This window comes from Pseudomonas canadensis, from assembly GCF_000503215.1.
In the GTDB taxonomy this organism is placed as follows: Bacteria; Pseudomonadota; Gammaproteobacteria; order Pseudomonadales; family Pseudomonadaceae; genus Aquipseudomonas; species Aquipseudomonas canadensis.
Map to the genome: position 1 here is coordinate 984,341 of NZ_AYTD01000013.1, position 18,124 is coordinate 1,002,464.

An 18,124-nucleotide genomic window follows, 5' to 3' on the forward strand; every position below is an offset into this window, starting at 1 on the left:
TCAGGCCGCCATCGCGAGCAAGCCCGCTCTCACATTGGGACCGCGTACTCACCGTCAAACCCCACACAGCTTGCGTAACAACTCGGTATCCAAGTGGTTCTCCACCAGGTCCGCCAAACGCTCGATATCGCGCTCCCGCAACGCGTGATAATCCACGTCCTGCACATCCTGCAAACCCGCCCAGCGCAGCAAGGCGCTACACGCCGCCGGACTTTCAAACAAACCATGCAGGTAGGTCCCAAGAATTTGCCCATCGGCACTTTGCGCGCCATCACAGCGACCGTCTTCCAGGACCACAGCAGCATTCGACAACGCATCACCCGTCGTCACGCCCGCATGAATCTCATAACCACTGACGTCGGCATCCTCCAACACCAAACGCCCACGCACATTGCGCAACTGCTTCTCTTCTTCGAGCGTGGTGCTGAACGCCAGCAACCCCAGGCCATCGCTGGAACCGGCAGCCCCTTCCAGGCCCAACGGGTCATGCACCTGCCCGCCAAGCATCTGCAACCCCCCACAAATACCCAGCACCTTGCCGCCATAGCGCAAGTGCCGCGCAACGGCGGTGTCCCAGCCGTTGGCGCGCAGATAGGCCAAGTCGCTGCGCACGCTTTTCGAGCCGGGGAGGATGATCAGGTCGGCAGCCGGGATCGCCTGGCCAGGCCCAATAAATTGCAGATCCACTTGGGGATGCAGGCGCAGCGGGTCGAAATCCGTGTGGTTGCTGATGCGCGGTAGCACGGGCACCACCACCTTGAGTACCTGGGCCGCCTTGTCGATCTGGCGCTGATCAATACCGTCTTCGGCTTCCAGGTGCAGGTCCATCACGTAGGGCAACACGCCCACCACCGGCTTGCCGGTGCGCGCTTCCAGCCAGTCCAGGCCGGGCTGCAGCAGCGCGATGTCACCGCGAAAACGGTTGATGATGAAACCTTTGACCCGCGCCTGCTCCGTGGGCGACAGCAGTTCCAGGGTGCCGACCAGATGGGCAAACACCCCGCCGCGATTGATATCGGCGATCAGCAACACCGGGCAATCCACCGCCTCGGCGAAGCCCATGTTGGCGATGTCATTGGCGCGCAGGTTGATCTCCGCCGGGGAGCCCGCGCCTTCCACCATCACCACCGAGTAGGCCTGGCTCAAGCGTGCGTGGGAGGCCAGCACCGCCTGCATCGCGATGGCTTTGTAGTCGTGATAGGCCACCGCGTTCATGGTGGTGACGGCGCGACCATGGATGATCACTTGGGAGCCGGTGTCGCTGTTTGGCTTGAGCAACACCGGATTCATGTCGGTGTGCGGCGCCAGGTGGGCGGCCTGAGCCTGCACGGCCTGGGCGCGGCCGATTTCGCCGCCTTCGGCAGTCACGGCGCTGTTGAGCGCCATGTTCTGCGGCTTGAACGGTGCCACCGCTACGCCCTGGCGCACCAGCCAGCGGCACAGCGCCGTCACCAAGGTACTTTTGCCGGCGTCGGAGGTGGTGCCTTGCACCATCAGCGTACTCATGTGGCGTCCTTATAGGCGACCAGGGCTTGGTCCAGGCGCAGCCAGTCAGCCTCGGTGTCGGGCAGGCCAAAGCGCAGGCTGCTGTCGTGGACAAACAGCCGGAGCAAGATGCCGCGCTGGGCCATGAATTCGTGCATACGTTCGGCGTGGGGCGTGATCAGCCATTGAAACAAGGCGCAGCCGCCCTGGGGTTGGAAGCCGTGGCGCTCGAGCAAGGCAAACAGACGCTGGCCCGCCTCGATGCAACGCGTGCGCTGGCGCACATGCCCGGCCGTGTCGCGTAAGCACACCTGGCCCAACACCCGCGTCGGTCCGCTGACCGCCCAGGGGCCGACCTGCTCGGCCAACAACTTGAGCAGCTTGCGCTCGGCCAACACAAAGCCCAGTCGCACCCCGGCCAGGCCGAAGAACTTACCGAATGAGCGCAACACGATCAGGCCGACCTGGTGGGCCTGGCCCGCCAGGCTCAGTTGAGGGGTGACGTCCATGAACGCTTCGTCCACCACCAGCCAACCGCCGCGCTGGGCCAGCCGCGAATGCCAGTCCAGCAGGCGTTGCGGGGTCAGGCTCAGGCCGGTGGGGTTGTTGGGGTTGACCACCACCAGCACGTCGAGGCCATCGAGAAAGAAGTCGACTTCCTGCTCCTGCACTTCGCGCACCACGTAGCCGGCGCGGCGCCAGGCTTCGGCGTGTTCCGCATAGCAAGGTGACAGCACGCCGACTTTGCCGGCGCGGCGCAGGCGAGGCAGCAACTGGATGGCGGCCTGGGAACCGGGCACTGGCAACAGGTGCGCAGCGCCGTAGTATTCGCTGGCCGCCTGCTCCAGGCCATCGTCGGTTTCCGGCAGGCGCGCCCAGGCCCGCAGCGGGATCTCGGGGATCGGCCAGGGCCAGGGCGCGAGGCCGCTGGACAGATCAAGCCAATCGGCCTCGGCTATTCCGTATTGAATCGCCGCCTTGCGCAACCGGCCACCGTGCTCAAGCATAGAATTGCGCCCCCGCGCATAGGATCAGCAGCCACAACCATACGCCGCGCTGCACCAGTTGCCAGCCCCGCTCGATGGAATCGGCATCCGCCGCCGGGCCCTCGCCCAATTGCGGACGCTGGTGCACTTCACCGTGATAGATCGCGGCACCGCCCAACTCCACGCCCAGGGCGCCAGCACCAGCCGCCATGACCGGGCCAGCGTTAGGGCTGTCCCAAGTCGGGCCTTGGGTGCGCCAGCATTTGAGCGCCAGGCGCGTCTTGCCCAGTACGGCGTAGGTCAAGGCCACCAAGCGTGCAGGAATGTAGTTCAGCACGTCGTCGATCTTGGCCGCAGCCCAACCGAAGCGTTCGAAGCGTTCGTTGCGATAGCCCCACATCGCATCGAGGGTGTTGCTGAGGCGGTAAAGCACCACACCCGGCACGCCTGCGACGACAAACCAGAAAATCGCAGCAAACACGGCATCGCTGCCGTTTTCCAACACTGACTCGGTGGCGGCGCGGGCGACTTCAGTGCTGTCCAGTTCACTGGTCTGACGGCTCACTAAGTAGCTGACGCGTTTGCGCGCTTCCTCCAGGTCATCACTGCGCAAGGCCTGAGCCACTGGGATCACATGTTCGCCGAGGCTGCGCATGCCGAGGGCGCAATACAGCGCCAGAATCTCCAATACCCAGCCGATGTAAGGTGCCCACGATAAAGCGGTCGCCAGCAGGGTCAGCGGCACCACGGCGATAAACCATGCAGTCACGCCATGGCTGCGCCAGCCGCGGCCACCGGTATTGAAACGTTGCTCGATGCGCCCGGCGAAATTGCCGAACGCCACCAGCGGATGCCAGCGCCTGGGTTCGCCCAGCAGCGCATCCAGCGCGACTGCAGCGACACACAGCAAAGCCACACTCATTGACTCACTCCCCACCCATTTTCGTACACCATGTCACTCAGCGGCCGAGGCTCGGTCCAGCCTTCGAGCTGCAACATCGGTGCCGGGTAAAACTCGGCCACCGGCCCCAGGCATAGCACGGCCAACGGTTTCGCGCCGGGCGGCAACCCCAGCAGATCGGCCAGGGCCTGGGGTTCGAACAGCGAGACCCAGCCCATGCCCAGCCCTTCTACTCGGGCCGCCAGCCACAGATTCTGGATAGCACAGGACAATGACGCCATGTCCATTTCCGGCAAGGTACGCCGGCCAAAGATGTGGCGTTCACGATCATCCATCAACGCCGCCACCAGCACTTCGGCGCAGTCGTGGATGCCTTCGACCTTGAGCTTCATGAACTCATCGGAGCGCTCACCCAAGGCCTCGGCGGTACGTACGCGCTCTTCTTCCACCAACTGTTGAATCTGCCGACGCAGTTGGCGGTCGCTGATGCGGATAAAACGCCAGGGCTGCATCAGGCCGACGCTGGGTGCCTGGTGCGCGGCCTGGAGCAAGCGGTGGAGTAATTCGGGGGCGACGGTGCCGCCGCTGAAGTGGCGCATGTCACGACGTTCGGCGATGGCGCGGTAAACAGCTTGGCGGTCGGCCTCGGGAAAGGCGTTGTCGGTCATGGCCTCATCGCCGGCAAGCCGGCTCCTACAAGATCGGGCGCGAACAATGCAGCCACCGCCTGGGGATTCGAGGGGAAATAGAAATGTACGTAGGACGCCGTCATCCGCCCCTGGCGATAAACCGCCTCGGCGCCGCGCCCGCCATTGGGGCTCAGGCCACGTGCAATCGGTTGCCACTCGGTGGTGGTCAGCGAATGGTGATAGGTATGGCCGCGCAGCGTGCCTTCAGGCAAGTCGACATTTTGCAGCGCCAAGGCCGCGAGTTTCTTCTGCATCACCGCATCGCCTTGCAGCAAACCCACCAGTTCGGCGCGAGTGCCGTCGACATCGGTCAGCGAGTCCAGCAGGTAGAGCATGCCGCCGCATTCGGCGAGCAGCGGTTTACCGGCGGCATGATGAGCGCGGATGGCGTCGAGCATCGGGGTATTTTCCGACAGCGCCTGGTGGTGCAGTTCCGGGTAACCACCGGGCAGGTAGAGGCTGTCGGCGTCAGGCAATTGCCGATCGTGGATCGGCGAGAAAAACTTCAGCTCGGCGCCCATTGCCCGCAACAGGTCAAGGCTGGCGCCATAGGTGAACGCGAAGGCTTCGTCGCGGGCCACGGCGATGCGCACGCCATTAAGCAGTGGCTCGGCGTCGATCACTTCAGGCGCGGCAAAAGTGACCGGCGGCGGCAACGCGACTTCGCAACTGCTGCCCAGCGCTTGGGCGGCGGCATCGAGACGTACATCGAGGTCATTCAGCTCGCTCGCCTGCACCAGACCCAAGTGACGGCTAGGCAGTTCGATACCGGTCTCGCGAGACAACGCGCCGTACCAGCGCAGGCCTTCGGTGAGGCTGCCTTCGAGCAATTGCGCATGGCGCAGGGTGCCAACGCGGTTGGCCAGCACGCCGGCGAACGGCAAGTCTGGCTGATAACGCGCCAGGCCCAGGGCCAACGCGCCAAAGGTCTGGGCCATGGCGGTGCCGTCAATCACGCCCAAGACAGGCACGCCGAAGTGTCGCGCCAGGTCGGCGCTGGACGGCGTGCCGTCAAACAGGCCCATCACGCCTTCGATCAGGATCAGGTCCGCCTCCCCTGCCGCTTCCCACAGCAAGCGGCGACTTTCCTGCTCGCCCACCATCCACATGTCCAACTGATACACCGGCGCACCGCTGGCGCGTTCGTGGATCATCGGGTCAAGGAAATCCGGACCACATTTGAACACGCGCACCTTGCGCCCCAGGTTGCGGTGCAAACGGGCCAGCGCGGCGGTGACAGTGGTTTTGCCCTGGCCGGACGCCGGTGCGGCGATCAAGACGGCCGGGCAATGACGGGGCTGATTCAAAGTTCGACGCCCTTCTGTGCCTTGATACCGGCCTGGAACGCGTGCTTGAGCATGCCCATTTCGGTGACGGTGTCGCCCATTTCGATCAGCTCAGGCTTGGCGCCACGGCCGGTGACCACCACGTGTTGCATCGGCGGGCGGGCTTGCAGGTCGCTGAGTACCTGGTCCAGGTCGAGGTAGCCGTGCTTGAGGGCGATGTTCAGCTCATCAAGTACGACAAGACCAATAGAAGGGTCCTGCAGCAGCTCGCGGGAAACCGCCCAGGCGGCTTCGGCAGCGGCGATATCGCGCTGGCGGTCCTGGGTTTCCCAGGTGAAGCCTTCACCCATGACATGAAAACGCACTTGCTCCGGGAAGCGGCGGAAGAACAACTCTTCACCGGTGCTGTTACGCCCCTTGATGAACTGCACCACGCCGCAGTGCATGCCGTGGCCCATGGCCCGGGCCAGCATGCCGAACGCGGAACTGCTCTTGCCTTTGCCGTTGCCGGTCAACACCAGCAGCAGGCCGCACTCGTTCGGGGAATTGGCGATGCGTTCATCGATCACGGCTTTTTTGCGCAGCATGCGCGCCAGGTGGCGTTCGTCGCGGTCGGGGGAATCGGTCATGGCAGCTCTCCGTTGGGGCTGGACAAAAACGGCGGGCAGGAAAAAGAAAAAACAGACAGCCAAGCATCGCCCACCGTGATGCTGTTGGATGTTGCAGGCCGGTCTCCGGGCTCATGAGTGACGCACGTCTTATAGACACGCAGACCGACGCTGCGCCTTCCCATATCGCGAGCGATACAGTGGCAAAAGGCAGCGTCTTGACTCATTTACCGTTGCGGGGGCAGCGCCGGAATCGCGGCAGCACTGTGTACAAGTGCGCTCACTCACCGGCTTCCCTGTTTCACTCCGTCGACCCATGGGTCACAGAGCACCTGGAACAAGCGGCGAAGGTTAGTGGGTTGGGGGTGGAGCGTCAATTAAACCCACCACAAAACCAATGTGGGAGCGGGCTTGCTCGCGAATGCGGTGTGTCAGTCAGCACATTAACAAACTGACAGACCGCATTCGCGAGCGAGCCCGCTCCCACATTTGGATCTCTGCCAATTCAGGGATTCCGCGCCAGATTCCCCGGTAATACGCGCTTGGCGCTCAGGTAGGCATTCTGCCAATACGCCTTGGACAAGGTGTCCAACTTCACCGTACCGCCGGTTTGCGGCGCGTGTACAAAGCGGCCTTCACCGACGTAGATGCCGGCGTGACTGACCTGTGAACCGCCGCCTGTGGCGAAGAACAGCAAGTCGCCAGTCTGCAGATTTTGCTCGCTGACATCCTGCGCGCGCATCACGATCAGTTCACGGGTGGTACGCGGCAGGGAGATGCCAGCAGCATCGCGGAAGACAAACCCGATCAGGCCGCTGCAATCAAACCCGGAGTCCGGTGTATTGCCGCCCCAACGGTAAGGCGTGCCGACCAGGCCCAGCGCGCGGAAGAGTACGTCTTCAGCCGCAGGCGAGAAATTCTGGGTGGAATAGTTGAACACCGGCTTGGGTTTAACCGCTACAGGCGCGGGCGGTGGACGACTTGCGCAGGCGCTGAGCAGCGCGGCGCAAAGAATAAGGATCAGGCGGGCCGAGGTCGACATGGGCAGAACAATCCTGGTCTGGATGCGGCTTTCGCTGCCGAACGCTGAAAACCAGAACGCGCAAGCAAAGCTCGCGCGAACGGATTACAACAATGTCCAGGGATTCTAGCGCTTACACGTCAAACTTCAAGTATCACTTTAAGTTTACTTGCTAGCGGTAACCGTCGTCGGGGCCATGGCGAGTGCGCGCTTGGCTTCGATGAAGGTTTTGCTCCAGTAGCTGTCACCCAGGTTGTCGACTCGGACACCGCCACTGCGACGGCTGCTGGAGTGGATAAACTGGTTATCGCCCAGGTAAATACCGGCATGGCTTACACGACCACGACCCGCTGTACTGAAGAAAAGCAGATCACCCGGCTTGAGGTTGTTGCGCGCGACCAACGGTGCATCCACGTTGATCATTTCGCGGGTGGAGCGCGGCAGATTCATGCCCGCTTCTTCGCGAAACAGGTAGCCGATAAAACCGCTGCAGTCGAAACCGGCTTCAGAGGTGCCGCCGAAACGGTAACGGGTACCGATCAGGGACATGCCGCGTTCGAGGATGCTGTCGGCAAGAACTGGAAGCTGGTAAGGCTTGCTACCGGAGAAATTGGCCAGTTCTTTTTCCGTTGCCAGCTCTTCTTCATAAACAGAAGCAGACTGTGCAGCAACGAATTTTGCCTGATTTTGAACCTGTGGTTTTTGCTGTTCTGCCACCTGTTGAGGGTGGGAGGCGCAACCAAACAACAGGGTAACGAGTGCGAGGGGCACGAGGGGTGCGAAGCGATTTAGCATGGGCACGACCGTGGCTGATATGTAAAGAAGACGAGACTATGCCCTCTATCACATCGATTTGCAAATTCAATCGTGATCTATGTGACTTCTTGTTTGGACTATGACATCTAAGCCCTTAACACCCTATATCTGCCTTTTGCGTAGCCAAACCGGCTCAAACGCAGGTTTTCTGGCGCCTGGAATTTGCCGAAAGCCGTGAAAACAGCTGGCTGGCTACCAACCCAAGGTTTCTTTCAAGAAGGGAATCGTCAGCTTGCGCTGGGCCTGCAAGGAAGCCTGATCGAGCTGTTCGAGCAGGTCGAACAACGCGCTCATGCTGCGCGTACCGCGGGTGAGAATAAAATGCCCGACTTCGTCGGTGAGGTGCAGGCCGCGACGGGATGCGCGCAGTTGCAAGGCACGCAGTTTGTCTTCGTCGGACAGCGGGCGCATTTGGAAGATCAGCGCCAGAGTCATGCGCGACTTGAGGTCGGCCAGCTTGATCGGCAACTCGCGCGGCGAGGTGGACGCGGCAATCAGCAGGCGCCGGCCACTGTCACGCAAGCGGTTGAATAAGTGAAAAAGCGCCTCTTCCCACTCTGCCTTGCCAGCGATGGCTTGCAGATCGTCCAGGCACACCAACTCGTACTGCTCAAGATGGTCGAAGATGCCGATTCCGCGATCCATCAGCTCAGCCAAGGGCAGGTAAACCGCCGGTTCGCCCATCTGCTCGAAACGCAAGCACGCGGCCTGTAACAGGTGGGTACGCCCTACGCCGTGCTTGCCCCACAGATAGATCAGGCTTTCGGTCCACCCGGCGTCGGCTTCGCAGAGCCGCTCGACATAGCCGAGTGCAGCGGCATTGGCGCCTGGGTAGTAGTTGATAAAGGTGGCGTCGTCACGCAGACGCACACCCAAGGGCAGCTGAATCGGTTTCATGCTGACTGAACGGCTCCAAACGAACCGTTAGTGGCCTCTGTGTAAAGTTTGCAAAGTTTATACCCGTGACGCCGGGCGCACAATGCAACAGACCCCAAGCAAAATCAAAGGTTTGCGTTAACTTGTTGGATTTACGCAGATTGTTTGACGCCCCAGCTTCAGAAACAACAAACCCGGCCTGGGCCGGGTTTGTTGCAGAGGGATTACAGATCGGGGTCTTCAACCCCCGTATACACATCCGAATCCTTATACAAATCGTGTACATGGCGCACCAGTACCATGATCACCGCCGCCACCGGCAGCGCCAGCAAGATACCCGTAAAGCCAAACAGCTCACCGCCCGCCAGGATCGCAAAGATCACTGCCACCGGGTGCAGGCCGATTCGATCACCCACCAGCAACGGCGTCAGCACCATGCCTTCGAGGGCCTGGCCGACCATGAACACCGCTACAATCCCCAGCATCGGGTAGAGGTCGCCGCCAAACTGGAACAGCCCCGCCACCAATGCCGCGCCGATACCGATCACAAAGCCCATATACGGCACGATTGCGGCAAGGCCGGCAATCAGGCCGATCAACAGGCCCAGCTCCAGGCCGATGGCCATCAAGCCAGCGGCGTAGATGATCCCCAGGGCCAGCATCACCAGCAATTGGCCGCGCACAAAGGCGCCAAGCACTTCATGACACTCCTCGGCCAGAGACACGATGCGCTCTTCGCGATTACGCGGCAACAGGCTGCGAATCTTGGCCATCATGATGTCCCAGTCGCGCAGCAGGTAGAACGCCACTACCGGGATCAGCACCAGGTTGGTCAGCCAGCCGATCAACGCCAGGCTCGACGCCGTGGCCTGACTGAGGACCACACCGACGATATCGGTGGTCTGCCCCATATGCTCGCTGATGGCCGCCTTGACCTTGTCGAACTTCCAGAAGCCATCCGACAACCCCAACTTCGCCTGCGCCCACGGCATCGCTGTGTGCTGCAACCAATCGAGCATCTGCGGTGCCAGCTCATACAGGCGGAACAGTTGCTTGGCCAACATCGGCACCAGCACCAGCACCAACGCCGTGATGATCAAGGTAAACAGGGCGAACACTGCCACTACGCCCCAGGTTCGCGACAACCCGGCTTTTTCCAGGCGATCCACCACCGGATCGAACAGATAGGCCAGCAGCAACGCAACCAGGAACGGCGTCAGGATCGAATGCAGCAGGAACACAAACGCGCACAGCAGGACAATCCCGCCTAGCCACACCCAACGACGCGTATCGGCCATAAACCACTCCACCTATATAAAGAAGAAAACTGCTACCAACGAAAACGCAGTTGCGCCTGAGGTTCGGGAGCAACCGCAGGCTGAGTGCCGTCTACTACAGGCTGCTGGACCGGCGCTTCACCTGCGGGAATCTCCTGCAATTTGGCCAGGCTCAACTGGGTACGCAATTGATCGGCACTGCCATTGACGCGGTACACGATGCGATTGCCATCGACTAACTGCGGCTGACCGCCAAACGGCTCCAGCAGATGACCCAGTGCGGCATAACGCTCCAAGGTCATGCCCTGCACTTCCAGCAATTGTTCGGTGCTCACGCCGGGTTTGACCGCAAAGCGTGGCGCGAGCTTTTGGCTGACCGCCAGCATCACCGCGTCGGCCACAGCGCCGGTGTCGGCCCCTTGCACGGTGCCCTGCTCGCTCTTGTCGCCCAGCCACAGGCGCCATTTGGCTTGCCATTGGCTGCCTTCCTGGCGCGCATGCACGGCCAGCAAAGCGTCGGCGCCGTAACGCTCGGAAGCGGCGCGCAATGGCGTGGCATCAGCACTTTCCAGGTTCGGTGCGGTGGCGACCACCTGCTCATCCAGGTCGCCCAGCGGCAGGCGCAGCGGCAAGCCACGGTGTTGCGCGGCACGGCGCAGCGCCTGGGCGACGGTCTGACCATCACCCACCAGGCTGCTGCCTTCGGTGGAGTCGTTCAGCCACCAGCCAAGGATCGACGGCCGATTGCTGCCCCAGATCGACAAGCCCGCTTCGCGCAGGACGCGATCAGTGCTTACCGGGTCGAAATCCACTTGCAGGCTTTCCGGCGGGCCGGCGTCGTAGCCGTACTGGCTGATGATTTGTTGCGGATCTTTACGAACGGCCGCCAAACCTGGGCCCTCGGCGGCCTTGGCGTCGCCGGTCAGGCGGATCACCAGGGTCTGCACTGCACGCTGGGTGGCCTGGTCGCGCTCTTGGGGCGACTGGCTGCTGACGGGTTCGAGTACTTGATAAAGGCCATTGAGGGTTTCGGCATGACTCGCCAGGCTGACCAACGACAAGCAGCCTACAAAGAAGAATTTACACAGACGCATGGAAGATTCCCGAACGACAAATTTAGCGGCTGGAACAGACCGCGTGAACTCGGTTTGCCAAGGCTGTGACCACGGCGACCGATAAAACATTCACAGGGTCTTGGTAAGTTTTCGTACTGTCACAACGCTAGCGCAGTAAAGGCTATACCTTAATACGCGCCAAAGCAGACCCGATTAGCATTTTTTTAACGCCATATGCCCCTGCCCGTCGGCCCGAGGATGGCCGCTGCCCCTCAAGCCTGATAAAATCGCGCGCCTTCGCAGACCGTCAACGGCGTGGCCTTTATAAAAGCCCCCGCCCGCTCGGTCGTTACCCCTGAATCCCCCCTAAAGGCCTGGATCATGAGCAAGCAACCCTCCCTGAGCTACAAGGACGCCGGTGTAGACATCGACGCCGGTGAAGCATTGGTCGAACGCATCAAGAGCGTCGCCAAGCGCACTGCGCGCCCCGAAGTCATGGGCGGCCTGGGCGGTTTTGGCGCCCTCTGCGAAATCCCGGCCGGCTACAAGCAGCCTGTCCTGGTGTCCGGCACCGACGGCGTGGGCACCAAGCTGCGCCTGGCACTGAACCTGAACAAGCACGACACCATTGGTATCGACCTGGTTGCCATGTGCGTCAATGACCTGGTGGTGTGCGGCGCAGAGCCGCTGTTCTTCCTGGACTACTACGCCACCGGCAAGCTGAACGTGGACACCGCTGCACAAGTGGTGACCGGTATCGGCGCTGGCTGCGAGCTGTCGGGTTGCTCCCTGGTCGGCGGCGAAACCGCTGAAATGCCAGGCATGTACGAAGGCGAAGACTACGACCTGGCCGGCTTCTGCGTCGGCGTCGTGGAAAAAGCCGAAATCATCGACGGCTCCAAGGTTGCCGCCGGTGACGCCCTGCTGGCCCTGCCTTCTTCCGGCCCGCACTCCAACGGTTACTCGCTGATCCGCAAGATCATCGAAGTGTCCGGCGCCGAGATCGAGAACACCCAACTCGACGGCAAGCCGCTGACCGACCTGCTGATGGCCCCGACCCGCATCTACGTCAAGCCTCTGCTCAAGCTGATCAAGGACACTGGCGCCGTCAAGGCCATGGCCCACATCACCGGCGGCGGCCTGCTGGACAACATCCCGCGCGTGCTGCCAAAAGGCGCCCAGGCCATCGTTGACGTGGCCAGCTGGCAGCGTCCGGCAGTATTCGACTGGCTGCAAGAGAAAGGCAACGTCGACGAAACCGAGATGCACCGCGTGCTGAACTGCGGCGTAGGCATGGTCATCTGCGTGGCGCAAGAGCACGTTGAAACCGCGCTGAACGTCCTGCGTGAAGCTGGCGAGCAGCCTTGGGTCATCGGTCAGATCGCCACTGCCGCCGAAGGCGCGGCCCAGGTCGAACTGAAGAACCTCAAGGCTCACTGATGCCTGAGACCTGTGATGTCGTGGTGCTGCTTTCCGGCACCGGCAGTAACTTGCAGGCCCTGATCGACAGCACGCGCACCGGCGACAGCCCGGTGCGCATTGCTGCGGTGATCTCCAACCGCAGCGACGCCTACGGCCTGCAACGCGCCAGGGACGCGGGCATCGACACCCGCTCGCTGGATCACAAGGCTTTCGACGGTCGCGAGGCCTTCGACAGCGCCTTGATCGAACTGATCGACGCCTTCAACCCCAAACTCGTGGTACTCGCCGGTTTCATGCGCATCCTCAGCGCTGACTTCGTGCGGCATTACGCAGGGCGCCTGCTCAATATCCACCCTTCCCTGCTGCCCAAATACAAAGGCATGCACACGCACCAGCGTGCGCTCGATGCCGGCGACAGCGAGCACGGCTGCAGCGTGCACTTTGTCACCGAGGAACTCGATGGCGGGCCTCTGGTCGTACAGGCAGTGGTTCCGGTAGAGTCTGACGACTCGGCGCAGACGCTTGCGCAACGGGTTCACACCCAGGAACACAGGATTTACCCGCTGGCGGTGCGCTGGTTTGCCGAGGGGCGGTTGATTCTTGGCGACCAGGGTGCATTATTGGACGGTCAGTTACTCGCGGCCAGCGGCCACTTGATTCGAACCTAGGAGATTTTATGCGTCGCGCTTTGCTCTTCGCTTTTGCGCTGTTCGCCTTGCCAACGGTGCAAGCAGCAGACCTTCACCCTTTCTCCGTCAGCTACACCGCCGACTGGAAACAGTTGCCCATGAGTGGCTCGGCTGAACGCAGCCTGGCCAAGAATGGCGATGGCACCTGGACCTTGAACTTCAAGGCTTCCATGATGATCGCCAGCCTCACCGAAACCAGCGTGATCCTGTTTGACAAGGACGCCCTGCAACCGAAGAGCTACACCTTCGAGCGCGGTGGCCTGGGCAAGGCGAAGAAGATCAACCTGGACTTCGACCAGACCGCCAAGAAAGTCACCGGCTTTGAAAACAAGGACGCGGTCAACGTGCCCCTGCAAAGCGGTATGCTCGACAAGTCGACCTACCAGTTGGCCCTGCAGCGCGATGTGGCGGCCGGCAAGAAGAGCATGAGCTACAACGTGGTGGAAGGCACCGACGTCGACACCTACGACTTCCGCGTGATTGGCCCGGAAAAGGTCCAGACCAAGGTGGGCTCCATCGACGCGATCAAGGTCGAGCGCGTGCGTGACCCGACTCAGAGCAAGCGCATCACCCAGATGTGGTTTGCCAAGGACCAGGGCGGCATCCTGGTTGCCCTGCGTCAGGTGGAAACCGATGGCAAGGAATACAACATCATGCTGCAGGACGGTACCGTTGACGGTAAGGCTGTCAAAGGTAGCTGATAGGTAACTGGAACAAAGAGCCTCGCGAATGCGGGGCTTTTTTTCGCCTGTCGATTGGGTTCCACCCTGACGCGAACATGAAACTTTTGTCATAAAACTCAGCGCCCTGCGACGCAATGTCGCGATTTACGCGGCCTGCAGGACTGTTGCATTTGCTGCAATGAATTGTTGCGCGAAAAGTCGGTTTACTTAGCAAGCTAACAAATCATATAACAAAGGCCTGCGACGACTTGCCGCAGATCCACCAGAGATTGGAGCAAGCAGATGACTGTAAAAGTAACTGAACGCGACGACGAACATATGTCCCACGAAGCACTGGGCCATGGGATTCACATCTGGGATGTACACCAACAAGACCTGTTGGTCGGCATGTTTCACAACGAGAGCGACGCTCATAATTATAAAAACGAGCTCGAAGCCCTTGAGATGAGACGCCAGGCGCAAGGCTCCTGAGACTCTGAAATTCGGCAGGCATCCAGCCCCACACAGCAGTTGGATTGCCTGCAAACAAAAACCCCGCCTTTTGAGCGGGGTTTGTTGTTTCTACAGCCTTACCACATCAGATCATCCGGGATCTGGTAGGCCGCGTACGGATCATCCTCGTCCGGCACCTGGCTCTCCGTCAGGATATTGAGCTGCACGATACGCTCCGGTGCGCGCTCCTGGATCTTCAGCGCCGCCTCGCGCGGGATCACCTCGTAGCCGCCGCCGTGGTGCACGATAGCCAGGGAGCCGTTGCTCAGCTTGTTGCGCATCAGGGTGTTGACCGACAGGCGCTTGACCTTCTTGTCATCCACGAAGTTGTAGTAGTCCTCAGTGGTCAGCTTGGGCAGCCGCGAAGTCTCGATCAGTTGCTTGACCTGGGCGGTGCGGGCCTTGGCCTCGGCTTTTTCCTGCTGCTGGCGGTTCAGTTCCTGGTCGCGCTTGACCTTCTCGGCGTGCGCCTCGGCCGCCAGGCGGGCCTGGGTGTCATCCGCCTCGATTTGGCCTTTGTGGACTAGGCGCTGCTGCTTCTGTTTCTCTTTGCCGACCTGCTTGGCCTGCTTTTGGTTGACCAGACCTGCTTTGAGCAACTGGTCGCGAAGGGAAAGGCTCATGGTGCTTACTCACTTAGGCAACTGCTCAACCGCAGCTGGACACATTCTTTTCCTGACGTTTGGCTTCGCCCCACAGGGCGTCCATCGTTTCGAGGGTGCAATCTTCTATGGATTGGTGCGTATCGCGCAATGCCTGTTCGATAAATCGGAAGCGTCGTTCGAACTTGGCATTGGCGCCACGCAGCGCGGTTTCCGGGTCGACCTTGAGGTGACGGGCCAGGTTGACCGCCGCGAACAGCAGATCACCGACCTCATCGGCAATGGCCACCGAATCGTTGTCGGCCATGGCTTCGAGCACCTCATCCAGCTCTTCGCGCACGTTATCCACCACCGGCAGGGCCGACGGCCAGTCGAAGCCGACCTGGCTGGCGCGCTTCTGCAATTTGGCGGCACGAGACAGGGACGGCAGCGCCGTGGGCACATCGTCCAGCAGGGAGAGCTGCTCCGGCGCATCGGATTTTTCCGCACGCTCCTCGGCCTTGATCTGCTCCCAGCGTTCCTTGACCTGTTCTTCACTCAGCTGCGGGATATCCAGCGGTGCATACAGATCGCCGGTAGGAAATACGTGCGGATGACGCCGGATCAGCTTGCGCGTGATGCTGTCGATCACACCGGCGAATTCGAAGCGCCCTTCTTCGCGCGCCAACTGGCTGTAATACACCACCTGGAACAGCAGGTCGCCCAGCTCGCCTTGCAGGTGATCGAAGTCGCCGCGCTCGATGGCGTCGGCCACTTCATAGGCTTCTTCCAGGGTGTGCGGGACGATGGTCGCGTAGGTTTGCTTGATGTCCCACGGGCACCCGTATTGCGGGTCCCGCAGGCGATTCATCAGGTGTAGCAGGTCTTCCAGCGAATACATCGACTCACTCATGGGGTACGGTTACGGCGTGTCTCAATGATGTTCGGCAACTGGGAAATCCGCCCCAGCAACCGCCCCAATGCGTCCAACCCCGGAATCTCGATCGTCAGGGACATCAACGCGGTGTTGTCCTCTTTGTTCGAGCGGGTGTTGACCGCCAGCACGTTGATCCGCTCGTTGAGCAGCACTTGCGACACGTCACGCAGCAAGCCGGAACGGTCGTAGGCGCGAATAATGATGTCCACCGGGTAGGTGAGCACCGGCACCGGGCCCCAGCTGACCTGGATGATCCGCTCCGGCTCACGGCCGCCCAGTTGCAGCACCGAGGCGCAGTCCTGGCGGTGAATGCTCACGCCACGGCCCTGGGTGATGTAGCCGACGATGGCGTCACCCGGCAACGGCTGGCAGCAGCCGGCGATTTGGGTCATCAGGTTGCCCACGCCCTGGATCTGGATATCGCCGCGCTTGCCGGGTTTGTAGCCGGTGGCCTTGCGTGGGATCAGCTCCAGCTGTTCGCTGCCGCGCTCCGGCTCGACCAGTTGCTGGGCCAGGTTGACCAGTTGGGCCAGGCGCAGATCGCCGGCACCAAGGGCGGCGAACATGTCTTCGGCGATCTTCATGTTGGCTTTTTCGGCCAACTTGTCGAAGTCTACCTGGGGCAAACCGAGGCGCCCCAGTTCGCGTTCAAGCAAGGTTTTACCGGCGGCGACGTTTTGGTCGCGCGCCTGCAATTTGAACCAGTGGACGATCTTCGCCCGTGCCCGCGACGTGGTGATGTAGCCCAGGTTCGGGTTCAGCCAGTCGCGGCTCGGCGTGCCGTGCTTGCTGGTGATGATCTCGACCTGTTCACCGGTCTGCAGGCTGTAGTTGAGCGGCACGATGCGCCCGTTGATCTTGGCGCCCCGGCAGTTGTGGCCGATCTCGGTATGCACACGGTAGGCAAAGTCCAGCGGCGTCGCACCCTTGGGCAAGTCGATGGCGTGACCGTCCGGGGTGAAGATGTAGACCCGGTCAGGCTCGATATCCACGCGCAGCTGTTCGGCCAGGCCGCCGATATCGCCGAGTTCTTCGTGCCATTCCAGCACTTGGCGCAGCCAGGAGATCTTCTCTTCGTACTGGTTGGACCCGGCCTTGACGTCGGTGCCCTTGTAGCGCCAGTGCGCACACACCCCCAGTTCGGCCTCTTCGTGCATGGCGTGGGTGCGGATCTGCACTTCCAGCACCTTGCCCTCGGGGCCGATCACCGCGGTGTGCAACGAGCGGTAGCCGTTTTCCTTGGGGTTGGCGATGTAGTCGTCAAACTCCTTGGGAATGTGCCGCCACAAGGTGTGGACAATACCGAGCGCGGTGTAGCAGTCGCGCATTTCCGGTACCAGCACGCGCACGGCCCGTACGTCGTAGATCTGGCTGAAGGCCAGGCCCTTGCGCTGCATTTTGCGCCAGATGGAATAGATGTGCTTGGCACGACCGCTGATGTCGGCATCGACGCCGGTGGCCTGCAACTCGGAACGCAACTGGCCCATCACGTCGGTAATGAAGCGCTCGCGGTCCAGCCGCCGCTCGTGCAGCAGCGTGGCGATCTGTTTGTATTGATCGGGTTCGAGGTAGCGGAAGGACAAGTCCTCCAGCTCCCACTTGATATGGCCGATACCCAGGCGGTGCGCCAGCGGCGCATAGATATCGAAGACTTCGCGGGCAACGCGGTTGCGCTTCTCGTCGTCGGCAGTCTTCACCGCACGGATCGCGCAGGTACGCTCGGCCAGCTTGATCAGGGCGACACGCACGTCGTCGACCATCGCCACCAGCATCTTGCGCAGGTTCTCGACCTGGCCCTGGGTGCCCAGCACCATGGACTGGCGCGGGCTGAGGCTGGCGCTGATGGCGGCCATGCGCAGCACGCCGTCGATCAATTTGGCCACCACCGCGCCGAAACGCTGGCTGACGGTGGGCAACGGGATGTGCCCTTCACGCACGCCGCGATAGAGCACGGCGGCGATCAGTGAATCCTGGTCCAGCTTGAGATCGGCGAGGATCTCGGCGATTTCCAACCCGGTGCGAAAGCTCGAAGTGCCTTCTGCCCACAGGTTCTTGGCCGCATTGTCTTGCTGCTCAGACTCGCGAGCGAACTCGCAGGCTGCTTTCAAGGCTTCACGGTCCAGTGCCGGGTCGACACTGATGGCATGATCCAGCCATGCCTCGAGATTGATACTGCCGTCGGTGTTGATCGGCTGGTGTGCTCTCACCTGTACCATCTTGCTTACCTTCCCTACGACGCACCTTTGATGCGCCAGAATTCATCGCCGACCTTCTACTGCTCCCTGGCAGATCACAGGCCCTGGAGACGACAGGCCGGTCG

General features: G+C 61.4%; 18 protein-coding genes and 1 riboswitch. Of the genes, 4 read left to right on the forward strand and 14 right to left on the reverse strand.

Going from position 1 to position 18,124, the window contains the following annotated elements; translation table 11 throughout:
• Window positions 1–54: 54 nt before the first annotated feature.
• The 11 genes from U367_RS0113405 to U367_RS0113460 form a co-directional block, all read right to left on the reverse strand.
• Window positions 55–1,506, reverse strand: a complete 1,452-nt coding sequence (locus U367_RS0113405) for a cobyric acid synthase (protein WP_028617365.1) — start codon at window positions 1,504–1,506, stop codon at window positions 55–57.
• Complete coding sequence (cobD, locus tag U367_RS0113410) at window positions 1,503–2,492, reverse strand: threonine-phosphate decarboxylase CobD (RefSeq protein WP_028617366.1); 990 nt, start codon at window positions 2,490–2,492, stop codon at window positions 1,503–1,505. The genes U367_RS0113405 and cobD overlap by 4 nt, the downstream gene beginning before the upstream one ends.
• Window positions 2,485–3,393 carry an adenosylcobinamide-phosphate synthase CbiB gene (cbiB, locus tag U367_RS0113415; RefSeq protein WP_016976523.1) on the reverse strand — a complete coding sequence of 303 codons (909 nt, stop codon included), beginning with the start codon at window positions 3,391–3,393 and terminating at the stop codon, window positions 2,485–2,487. Before cbiB ends, cobD begins: the two co-directional genes overlap by 8 nt.
• The gene (gene bluB, locus U367_RS0113420) at window positions 3,390–4,040 is read right to left on the reverse strand and encodes a 5,6-dimethylbenzimidazole synthase (RefSeq protein ID WP_028617367.1); all 651 of its coding nucleotides are present in this window, start codon (window positions 4,038–4,040) and stop codon (window positions 3,390–3,392) included. The genes cbiB and bluB overlap by 4 nt, the downstream gene beginning before the upstream one ends.
• A complete protein-coding gene (locus U367_RS0113425; protein ID WP_028617368.1) occupies window positions 4,037–5,368 on the reverse strand; it encodes a cobyrinate a,c-diamide synthase in 1,332 nt (443 codons plus the stop codon). The genes bluB and U367_RS0113425 overlap by 4 nt, the downstream gene beginning before the upstream one ends.
• Window positions 5,365–5,976 (reverse strand): cob(I)yrinic acid a,c-diamide adenosyltransferase, encoded by a 612-nt coding sequence (cobO, locus tag U367_RS0113430; RefSeq protein WP_028617369.1) that lies wholly within the window; start codon window positions 5,974–5,976, stop codon window positions 5,365–5,367. Before cobO ends, U367_RS0113425 begins: the two co-directional genes overlap by 4 nt.
• 79 nt (window positions 5,977–6,055) lie before the next feature.
• A riboswitch (cobalamin riboswitch) is annotated at window positions 6,056–6,306 on the reverse strand.
• A 154-nt stretch (window positions 6,307–6,460) separates the two neighbouring features.
• The gene (locus U367_RS0113435; protein WP_028617370.1) at window positions 6,461–6,997 is read right to left on the reverse strand and encodes a C40 family peptidase; all 537 of its coding nucleotides are present in this window, start codon (window positions 6,995–6,997) and stop codon (window positions 6,461–6,463) included.
• Window positions 6,998–7,141: 144 nt separating this feature from the next.
• Window positions 7,142–7,771 (reverse strand): C40 family peptidase, encoded by a 630-nt coding sequence (locus tag U367_RS0113445; RefSeq protein ID WP_016976518.1) that lies wholly within the window; start codon window positions 7,769–7,771, stop codon window positions 7,142–7,144.
• Window positions 7,772–7,984: 213 nt separating this feature from the next.
• Window positions 7,985–8,689 (reverse strand): DnaA regulatory inactivator Hda, encoded by a 705-nt coding sequence (gene hda, locus U367_RS0113450; protein WP_010208669.1) that lies wholly within the window; start codon window positions 8,687–8,689, stop codon window positions 7,985–7,987.
• 203 nt (window positions 8,690–8,892) lie between these two features.
• Window positions 8,893–9,966 carry an AI-2E family transporter gene (locus tag U367_RS0113455; protein ID WP_028617371.1) on the reverse strand — a complete coding sequence of 358 codons (1,074 nt, stop codon included), beginning with the start codon at window positions 9,964–9,966 and terminating at the stop codon, window positions 8,893–8,895.
• Between the two features lie 32 nt (window positions 9,967–9,998).
• Window positions 9,999–11,039, reverse strand: coding sequence for a DUF2066 domain-containing protein (locus U367_RS0113460; protein ID WP_028617372.1), 1,041 nt, complete (start codon window positions 11,037–11,039; stop codon window positions 9,999–10,001).
• A 342-nt stretch (window positions 11,040–11,381) separates the two neighbouring features.
• Between U367_RS0113460 and purM the strand changes: the two genes are divergently transcribed.
• The 4 genes from purM (at window position 11,382) to U367_RS0113485 (ending at window position 14,265) form a co-directional block, all read left to right on the forward strand.
• Window positions 11,382–12,440, forward strand: a complete 1,059-nt coding sequence (gene purM, locus U367_RS0113470) for a phosphoribosylformylglycinamidine cyclo-ligase (RefSeq protein WP_016976515.1) — start codon at window positions 11,382–11,384, stop codon at window positions 12,438–12,440.
• The gene (gene purN, locus U367_RS0113475; protein ID WP_028617373.1) at window positions 12,440–13,090 is read left to right on the forward strand and encodes a phosphoribosylglycinamide formyltransferase; all 651 of its coding nucleotides are present in this window, start codon (window positions 12,440–12,442) and stop codon (window positions 13,088–13,090) included. Before purM ends, purN begins: the two co-directional genes overlap by 1 nt.
• A gap of 8 nt (window positions 13,091–13,098) precedes the next feature.
• Window positions 13,099–13,812, forward strand: a complete 714-nt coding sequence (locus tag U367_RS0113480; RefSeq protein ID WP_028617374.1) for a DUF3108 domain-containing protein — start codon at window positions 13,099–13,101, stop codon at window positions 13,810–13,812.
• A gap of 264 nt (window positions 13,813–14,076) precedes the next feature.
• Window positions 14,077–14,265, forward strand: coding sequence for a hypothetical protein (locus U367_RS0113485; protein ID WP_010208657.1), 189 nt, complete (start codon window positions 14,077–14,079; stop codon window positions 14,263–14,265).
• Between the two features lie 98 nt (window positions 14,266–14,363).
• Here U367_RS0113485 and U367_RS0113490 read toward each other — a convergent pair whose 3' ends face one another.
• Genes U367_RS0113490 through relA form a run of 3 tightly spaced genes read right to left on the reverse strand, consistent with a single transcriptional unit; the run spans window position 14,364 to window position 18,020 of the window.
• On the reverse strand, window positions 14,364–14,909 hold the full coding sequence (locus U367_RS0113490) for a DUF2058 domain-containing protein (protein ID WP_028617375.1): 546 nt from the start codon (window positions 14,907–14,909) through the stop codon (window positions 14,364–14,366).
• A 25-nt stretch (window positions 14,910–14,934) separates the two neighbouring features.
• Window positions 14,935–15,768, reverse strand: coding sequence for a nucleoside triphosphate pyrophosphohydrolase (mazG, locus tag U367_RS0113495; RefSeq protein WP_028617376.1), 834 nt, complete (start codon window positions 15,766–15,768; stop codon window positions 14,935–14,937).
• A gap of 8 nt (window positions 15,769–15,776) precedes the next feature.
• Window positions 15,777–18,020 carry a GTP diphosphokinase gene (gene relA / locus U367_RS0113500; RefSeq protein ID WP_028617377.1) on the reverse strand — a complete coding sequence of 748 codons (2,244 nt, stop codon included), beginning with the start codon at window positions 18,018–18,020 and terminating at the stop codon, window positions 15,777–15,779.
• Between the last annotated feature and the right edge of the window lie 104 nt (window positions 18,021–18,124).

Coding starts and splice junctions, on each gene's coding strand:
- purM (WP_016976515.1), top strand. CDS start 11,382: ATGAGCAAGCAACCCTCCCTGAGCTACAAGGACGCCGGTGTAGACATC.
- mazG (WP_028617376.1), bottom strand. CDS start 15,768: ATGTATTCGCTGGAAGACCTGCTACACCTGATGAATCGCCTGCGGGAC.
- bluB (WP_028617367.1), bottom strand. CDS start 4,040: ATGACCGACAACGCCTTTCCCGAGGCCGACCGCCAAGCTGTTTACCGC.
- cobD (WP_028617366.1), bottom strand. CDS start 2,492: ATGCTTGAGCACGGTGGCCGGTTGCGCAAGGCGGCGATTCAATACGGA.
- U367_RS0113405 (WP_028617365.1), bottom strand. CDS start 1,506: ATGAGTACGCTGATGGTGCAAGGCACCACCTCCGACGCCGGCAAAAGT.
- cbiB (WP_016976523.1), bottom strand. CDS start 3,393: ATGAGTGTGGCTTTGCTGTGTGTCGCTGCAGTCGCGCTGGATGCGCTG.
- U367_RS0113455 (WP_028617371.1), bottom strand. CDS start 9,966: ATGGCCGATACGCGTCGTTGGGTGTGGCTAGGCGGGATTGTCCTGCTG.
- U367_RS0113460 (WP_028617372.1), bottom strand. CDS start 11,039: ATGCGTCTGTGTAAATTCTTCTTTGTAGGCTGCTTGTCGTTGGTCAGC.
- U367_RS0113445 (WP_016976518.1), bottom strand. CDS start 7,771: ATGCTAAATCGCTTCGCACCCCTCGTGCCCCTCGCACTCGTTACCCTG.
- U367_RS0113490 (WP_028617375.1), bottom strand. CDS start 14,909: ATGAGCCTTTCCCTTCGCGACCAGTTGCTCAAAGCAGGTCTGGTCAAC.
- U367_RS0113480 (WP_028617374.1), top strand. CDS start 13,099: ATGCGTCGCGCTTTGCTCTTCGCTTTTGCGCTGTTCGCCTTGCCAACG.
- U367_RS0113485 (WP_010208657.1), top strand. CDS start 14,077: ATGACTGTAAAAGTAACTGAACGCGACGACGAACATATGTCCCACGAA.
- hda (WP_010208669.1), bottom strand. CDS start 8,689: ATGAAACCGATTCAGCTGCCCTTGGGTGTGCGTCTGCGTGACGACGCC.
- cobO (WP_028617369.1), bottom strand. CDS start 5,976: ATGACCGATTCCCCCGACCGCGACGAACGCCACCTGGCGCGCATGCTG.
- U367_RS0113435 (WP_028617370.1), bottom strand. CDS start 6,997: ATGTCGACCTCGGCCCGCCTGATCCTTATTCTTTGCGCCGCGCTGCTC.
- relA (WP_028617377.1), bottom strand. CDS start 18,020: ATGGTACAGGTGAGAGCACACCAGCCGATCAACACCGACGGCAGTATC.
- purN (WP_028617373.1), top strand. CDS start 12,440: ATGCCTGAGACCTGTGATGTCGTGGTGCTGCTTTCCGGCACCGGCAGT.